Source organism: Actinoplanes sp. ATCC 53533 (assembly GCF_003947245.1).
In genome coordinates this window covers 1-3,044 of record NZ_QHHV01000313.1, presented here as the reverse complement: position 1 = coordinate 3,044, position 3,044 = coordinate 1, and the positions used below count along the sequence as shown (strand labels likewise).

Annotated in this window: 3 protein-coding genes and 1 riboswitch; of the genes, 2 read left to right on the top strand and 1 reads right to left on the bottom strand. The window is 66.3% G+C overall.

The genetic code is table 11. The features are described 5' to 3' along the window. Positions 1 to 156: 156 nt before the first annotated feature. Complete coding sequence (locus tag DMB66_RS55145) at positions 157 to 969, bottom strand: C40 family peptidase (RefSeq protein ID WP_125812025.1); 813 nt, start codon at positions 967 to 969, stop codon at positions 157 to 159. Between the two features lie 6 nt (positions 970 to 975). Then, positions 976 to 1,150, bottom strand: a riboswitch (cyclic di-AMP (ydaO/yuaA leader). Positions 1,151 to 1,948: 798 nt separating this feature from the next. Here DMB66_RS55145 and DMB66_RS55140 point away from each other — a divergent pair. Together DMB66_RS55140 and DMB66_RS55135 are read left to right on the top strand one after the other, a co-directional pair. Beyond that, positions 1,949 to 2,188, top strand: a complete 240-nt coding sequence (locus tag DMB66_RS55140; RefSeq protein ID WP_125812024.1) for a hypothetical protein — start codon at positions 1,949 to 1,951, stop codon at positions 2,186 to 2,188. Positions 2,189 to 2,522: 334 nt separating this feature from the next. Then, positions 2,523 to 3,044 (top strand): acyltransferase family protein (locus DMB66_RS55135; RefSeq protein WP_148112894.1); only part of this gene is annotated, 522 nt, incomplete at its 3' end.

Sequence of the window (3,044 nt, the reverse complement as noted above, 5' to 3'; positions counted from 1 at the left end):
GAAGTCCGTCAGCCGCGCCTGCGCTTCACTGGCGTTGCCATTCCATCGCATGAGGCGACAACGCTTCCGCCTGCCTCACGTTGCTCATCACCTGGGGAATGCCAGTGGAGCACGACCCCAGAGGGCGCGCTCCACTTCATGAGTCGGCAGTTATCGTCAGGCGGAAACGAGGCGCCGCACGACGTAGCTGTTGCTGTAGACCTTCTGCTTCTGGACGGTCTTGCCGGCGCGGGGAGAGGCCCACATGTAGCCGCCACCGGCATAGATGCCGACGTGGGTGCCGTAGGACCCGGAGCGGAAGACCAGTAGATCGCCCGCCTTCTTGTTGCCCTTGCTGACGGCCTTGCCGTACTTCTGCTGCGAGTTGGCCTTGTGCGGCAGCTTCTTGCCGACGGCCTTCTTGTAGACGTACATGGTGTAGCCGGAGCAGTCGAACTGCCGGGGGCCGGCGGCGCCGAAGACGTAGCGGGCGCCCTTGTGCTTCGCGGCCTCGGCGAGGATCTTGGCCGCGTTGTTCTTCACGGTGATCTTCGTCTGGCTGCTGCGCACCGAGGCGAAGCCCTTGGCGCCGGTGAAGATGGTCCGGTAGTACAGCGAGCCGCCGGGCTTGGTCAGGAAGGAGGCCACGCCCTTGGAGTTGGTCGACCTGGTCACCCAGGTCTTCCACGCCTTGCCGCCACGGATCTGCAGCTTGACCTTGCCCTTGACAGCCTTGCCGGTCTTCGGGTTAACCAGCTTGGTGGTCACCCGGACCGTCTTGCCCGCCGCGACCGTCTTCCTGTTGTAGGAGTTCGTGATGCGGGGCTTGACGGTCGCTGCTGCCGCTGCCGCTGCCGTGACGGGGACCGGCGCGGCGGACGCCGGCGCGGTGGCGACCAGCTGGCCGGCGCAGAGGCAGAGGCCCAGGGACAGGGCGATGGAACCGGTGCCGGTCTTGCGGGGGCGCCGGTGCGAAGTGCGTTCGTGCACGGTAGAGAAATCCCTCCGGCACGCCTGCGAGGTTAGCTGTCGGGTTCGGGCGGGAAGGTTGCCCGGCCACCGATGGTGGCTTCACCCCAAGGTCCTCATCGGTTCGCCGCGAGCGGCGTTCCATGGGACCGAATCTGGGTCCCCCGTCCCTGCCCCCGTATGCCTGTGTCGTTGTTCGCGATCACGATCGCACCGCTGGGACCGGGGCAGGGCTCGGCGTAGTCCGAAGCGGTGCGAGCGGCGAGCGGTTGCTCACCGGCCCACCCTTGCTACCCGATTTTCGGCGCCACCGCACGGGCCCGGCTTAACTACGGAGCGTGTTTGGCACGTGGAATGCTGTCCGGCTTGTGCCGGTAACGAGGCAAATGTCGATGCTCCAAGTAGCTTGGCGACCACAGCACGTCAAGAATGCGGGTGAAACACAACACACAAAAGCCCTCAACAAAGTTGATCATGATCTCGGCAAGATCGGGAAGATATGGGCCCGTAAAAGCCCTACCGGGAAACTCGGCGCCGGGCCGCGGTGGGAGCCTCCGTTCGGAGGAAGGCGCAGATCGTGGAGCCGACAAAGGGCCAGCACCGGCAGCCATGCCCGGCGTGGCGACTGCCGACGAGCCGAATCAGCTGCGTGCCGCATCGGGACGCGCTTTGAGGTCCTACCTCTATGTCCACCCGAACGGCGCATGAAGCGGGGAGCCCGAGAGACGGGCCTCTCGGGCTCCCCGTTATCCAATACACACCTGCCGGGATGTGCTACGCAAATAGTACAGTGTCCTCATAACGGATGTGGCTTCTGCGGGGCCGCGCCTTGTTTTGTACGGCAACAAGCGCTGCACAGCCCGGCGGAGCCGTCGGCGTACTTCTGGAGCGCCATGTGGGCCTCCACCGACCGGCCGAGCCAGGATGTCAGCCACGGCAACGCGTGATGTCATATCTCCTGGAGGCCAGGGGCCACGGCGGGTATTGGACCGCTGCGGACATGACCACGTTCGGGGCGTTGCCGACCAAGGTCATCTGGCCGGGTAGGCGAAGATACGCCGCCCATGTGGACGGCACCGGCAGCGACAACGGACGGTTCTCCGACGGTTTTGTCAAGCTGAGCCGCTTTGGCCCGGGCGTCCAGCGGCGGCTGGAACAACACCGGATGGTCAACGGTCAGTTCGCGGCGAACATGGCCCTCAAGGTCACGTTGCTGGCATCGGGGGTCGACCCGGCGTGACGGCGCGGGCGCGAACCTGGCCGACAACGCGATGCCCACGATGGCAGCAGTGAGTGCCGTTCGCGTGCGCCGCGCCCCTCCACGCGACAGGACATGGTCCATGGCCGGGACGAGGCTCGTGGATCGTCGCGGGCTTCTGGACCACCGTTCGGGTCGCGGCCCGCCCTCCAGCATCGCCACCGACCCGGCGCGGTACGGGCTTTCCCGTGTCGGCAACGATCGTTGACATCGACGGTTACGTTGCCGGGCGGGCGGAGTTCCTGCCCGAAAGGCCTCCATCGGCCGGGGGACAACGGGCCCGGGAATGGGTCGTCCTCTTCGTAGGCTCGACCGCATGAATCCGGTCGACGACGATCAACCCGGCGGGTACGGGAGCACCACCGGCGAGAAGGGGCCGCAGGTTCGCCGGGATCGCTATTTCGACACGCTGCGTGCGGTGGCGTTGGTCCGGGTCGTCGTCTATCACATGTTCCCTCTGCCATGGCTCGCGATGGTTTTTCCGTCGATGGGTGTGATGTTCGCTCTCGGCGGGTCCTTGATGGCCACCTCGATGCGGCGTTCCACCGAGCAGGCGATCACCGGCCGGCTGCGCCGGCTGCTGCCCGCGCTCTGGGTGATGGGCGCGCTACTACTCCCGGTGATGCTCGTAGCCGGGTGGCAGGACCGACCGCAGTGGCCGGCGTTGCTGCTGTGGCTGGTCCCGATCGTGGAACCTCCGACCGCCGGCTGGGCCGAGCCGGTCACCGGCGTGTTGTGGTACCTGGTCGCGTACCTATGGCTGGTGCTGCTCTCACCGTTACTGCTTCGGTGCTACCAACGTGCCCGCTTGATGACCGTGGGCACCCCGATCGCCGGG

Bases quoted from the DNA above. Each gene is read 5' to 3' on its own strand.
- DMB66_RS55140 (WP_125812024.1), top strand. From the start codon at position 1,949: ATGACCACGTTCGGGGCGTTGCCGACCAAGGTCATCTGGCCGGGTAGG.